General features: G+C 74.5%; 4 protein-coding genes. 2 read left to right on the forward strand and 2 right to left on the reverse strand.

Annotated features, from left to right (window positions below):
- Window positions 1-736, forward strand: a 736-nt coding sequence (locus FDA94_RS39715) for a hypothetical protein (protein WP_212735709.1), incomplete at its 5' end; no start/stop codon positions are given.
- On the opposite strand, the gene FDA94_RS38760 is transcribed toward FDA94_RS39715, so the two are convergent.
- Complete coding sequence (locus tag FDA94_RS38760) at window positions 681-1721, reverse strand: macro domain-containing protein (RefSeq protein WP_137251996.1); 1041 nt, start codon at window positions 1719-1721, stop codon at window positions 681-683. The genes FDA94_RS39715 and FDA94_RS38760 overlap by 56 nt on opposite strands.
- 71 nt (window positions 1722-1792) lie before the next feature.
- Here FDA94_RS38760 and FDA94_RS38765 point away from each other — a divergent pair, with 71 nt between their 5' ends.
- Window positions 1793-2674: an alpha/beta fold hydrolase gene (locus FDA94_RS38765; protein ID WP_137251997.1), complete on the forward strand. Its 882-nt coding sequence runs from the start codon at window positions 1793-1795 to the stop codon at window positions 2672-2674.
- Here FDA94_RS38765 and cysC read toward each other — a convergent pair.
- Window positions 2663-3750: adenylyl-sulfate kinase (cysC, locus tag FDA94_RS38770; protein WP_137251998.1), on the reverse strand; the 1088-nt coding region annotated here is incomplete at its 5' end. The two genes, FDA94_RS38765 and cysC, sit on opposite strands and share 12 nt — an antisense overlap.

Here is a 3750-nt window from a genome sequence, read left to right on the forward strand (position 1 = left end):
CCTGCGGGCCCGGTGCGGGCCGGTCCCGCGCGGCTACCCCGACGCCGCCGACCCCGGCCCCGTGGACGCCCCGGGGGAGGAGACCCGGGAGGCCTGCCGGCGGCTGGCCGCCTGGTGCGCCACCTTCCCCGACGACGACGGCGGCGGCGGGGTCCGCCCGGTGCGCGACCACCTCCGCTGGGGCGAACGCCACCGCCCCCACGCCACTCGGGCGGTCACGGTCGTCGACGGCTCCCGGTTCGCCGGCCTGGCGTGGCGCACCTGGATGCGCCTGCCGGGCGAGCGCGGCCTGATCACCGTCCTGGTCGACCGCACGCACCGCGCCCCCGAGATCCGCAGAAGGGTCTGGCGCGGCATCCACGATGGCGCCCACCTCGACCACCTGGCGGCCTGCGGCGACGACCTCGAGTTCGGCCGGGGACTGCTGGCGGCCGAGACCTACGCCATGGCCGTCGAACTGGTCGCCCTGGCCGAGACCGCCGACCCGGCGGTCCGCCGCGTCCTCAGGCAGGGGGTGCTGGAGCGGATCGCCCGCATCTCCGGCCACCCGGAGCTCGGCAGCCTGCCCACGCTGGCCTCGGTCTACGTCACGGGGGCGCTCCGGCTGCTGGGGGGCGAGGCGGGGGGCAGAGTGGAGGGCGTACCGGAGGAACTGCGGGAACCCCTGCGGGCGCGCTGGGTCAGGGCGACAGCTGGCGCAGCACGATGTCTGCCTTCTCCGGTTCCGGCACGCTGAGATGGATCTCCCAGCCCCGGCTGCGGGCCAGGTTCTCGCAGACGGCCGACCACAGCCAGTGCAGCCCGGCCCGCACGGCCAGGTTGCCCGCGCCGGTGCCGATCAGCGGGAAGCAGATCGTCGACAGCCGGTGGGTCACCCGCTCCTCCTCTGCCAGCGCGAACACCCGGTGGACGGCGAGCATGATCGTCGGCGGGGTGACGTCGTGGTGGTAGGTGCCGGGCCGGGGCACCGCGACGGCCGCGTGGTAGACCCGCCGGACCCCGTTGTACGCCAGCGAGCCCGGCCCGGTCGGCGCGACCGTGCCCGGGGCGACGGTGAGCCCCGGGCGGTGGTGCTTGGCCATCCACTCGTGCAGTTCGCGCTGGATCGTGTCGTCGAGCAGCTCCCCGGCCGGGCCACGTCGCGACCCGGCCTTCCTGATCGCGCCCGACACGCTGGGCGAGAACACCCGCGCCATCTCCAGGTAGACGTTCTCGGGATTGACCAGCACGTCGACCCCGGAGATCAGCTCGATGGGCCGCACCTGCAGCACCGCCCGCCCGCCGCCCGACTCGACCGGGATGCGGGCCCCGACGGCGACCCGGGGGAGCGCGTCCTCGCCGTCCTCCCCGCAGAGCGCGATGATCTGGTCGGCGACCTGGGCCAGCAGCATGCGCTCCTGGTTCTTCCTGAACCGCTCGACGCTGAGCCGGTAGACGTCGGCGGCCCGCTTGCGCCGCGCCGCCGCCGTCCAGTCGCGGGTGCCCTGGACGAGCCCGAAGGTGTACGCGGCCGCCGACCCCAGGTTGCCCTCGCCGAGCCGGTCGACGGCGTCGCGCACCAGCTTCTCGACGGCGGCGACGTGGCCGGTCGCCGGGTGGCGCAGGGCGGCGGCCCGGCGGAGATGCGGCAGGTCGGCGTCCCGGAGGCGGATCAGCCCGCGCTCGCGCAGGGCGGCCAGATCGCGGACGAGCTCCTCGTGCTCGGGTACGTCGGTCTCCATGCGCTCATTAACCCTTCCGCGACGGGGCAGGGGCAACCACGCCGACACCGTCCAGCCGAGGGGAACCACGGATGCGAGCGACCGCGAAGGCGCGCCACCAGAGCGTCGACGTCGACGGGATCGAGGTCTTCTACCGCGAGGCGGGCACGCCTGACCGGCCGTGCCTGCTGCTCCTGCACGGCTTTCCCAGCTCCTCCCACTGCTTCCGGCGGGTGCTCTCGCCGCTCGCCGAGGTGAGCCGGGTCGTCGCCCCCGACCTGCCGGGCTTCGGGTTCTCCTCCGCGCCCACGATCGAGGAGTACGAGTACACCTTCGCCAACCTGGCCGACACCATGGAGCGGTTCCTGGACCGGATCGGCGTCGAGGAGTTCTTCGTCTACCTGCACGACTTCGGCGCCCCGGTCGGTTACCACCTCGCCCTGCGGCGTCCCGAGCGCGTCCTCGGGCTGGTCGTCCAGAACGGCAACGCCCACGACGACGGCCTGGGCGACCAGTGGGACGGCGCCCGCGCCTACTGGGCCGACCCCTCCGAGGAGAACCGGGCCAAGCTGCCCGAGTGGCTCAACTTCGAGGGCACCCGGGGGCAGTACCTCGACGGGCTGCCCGAGCGGCTGCGCGTGCTGCACCCGCCGGAGACCTGGCACCTCGACTGGGAGCGCATGTCGCGGCCGGGCGACCTCGACGTCCAGTTCCAGCTGTTCCGCGACTACGGCGCGTACGTCGCCCGCTTCGGCGACCTGGCCGACTACCACCGCACCCACCAGCCGCCGTGCCTGCTGCTGTGGGGCCGCCACGACGCCTTCTTCGACCTGGCCGAGATCATGGGCTACGCCCGCGACCTCGACCGGATCGAGATGCACGTCTTCGACGCCGGGCACTACCTGCTGGAGACCCACGCCGACGAGAGCGCGGCGGCGATCAGGGCGTTCGTCACCGACGTCTCACTCGCCTAGCAGGGCGCACAGCGCGTCGGTCGCCTCGTCGAGCGAGCCGGCGCCGTCGACGACCAGGTCGGGGTGGTCGGGCGGCTCGTACGCCTGGCCGTGGCCCGTCATGTTGGGCAGCCGCCCGGCCTTCGCCAGGGCGTAGAGGCCCTTCGGGTCGCGGCGGGCGCACTCCTCGGCGGGGGTGTCGACGAAGACCTCGGCGAAGTCGCCGTCCGCGAACAGCGCCTTGGCCGTGGCCCGGTCGGTCCGGAACGGGGACACCAGCGCCACGATGACGATCAGGCCGGCGTCCACCAGGATGCGCGACACCTCGGCGACGCGGCGCACGTTCTCGGCGCGGCCCTGCGGGGTGAACCCGAGGTCCTTGTTCAGCCCGCCCCGGACGTTCTCGCCGTCGAGCACGTAGGTGTGCAGGCCCATGCCGTGGAGCCGCCGCTCCAGCGCGTTGGCGATGGTCGACTTGCCGGCGCCCGGCAGGCCGGTCAGCCACAGCACCTTCGCGCGCTGGCCCTTGAGCCGCTGGCGGGCCTCGCGGTCGACGGTGTAGGCGTGCGGGGCGACGTTGCGGCCGCGCCGCAGGGCGTGCCGGACCATGCCGGCCGCGACGGTCTCCTTGGTGACCCGGTCGACGAGCAGGAGGCTGCCGGTGTGCCGCGACTCCCGGTAGGCGTCGAGGCTGAGCGGGGTGTCGGTGGTCAGTTCGACCGTGCCGATGTCGTTGAGGTTCAGGGTGCGGGCGGCGTACTCGCCCCCGCTCACCACGTCGAGCCGGTCGCGCACGGCCGTGACCACGGCGGGCAGGGTGCGCCCGCCGGCCCGCAGCAGATAGGAGCGGCCGTTGCGCAGGGGCTCCTCGGCGGTCCAGATCAGCGTGACGGAGAAGGCGGTCGCGGGGGACAGGCCGTCGCCGAGCGCCTCCGGCGTGGCCAGCAGGTCGCCGCGCCGCACGTCGACGTCGTCGGCCAGCGTCACCGTGACCGCGGTGCCGGGGGCGGCGCGGTCGAGGTCCACGCCGCCGGGGCCGAGCAGCCGGGCGATCGTGGACGTCCGGCCGCCGCCCGCGACCCCGACGGCGTCGCCGG

Source organism: Herbidospora galbida (assembly GCF_005233835.1).
Lineage (GTDB): Bacteria > Actinomycetota > Actinomycetes > Streptosporangiales > Streptosporangiaceae > Herbidospora > Herbidospora galbida.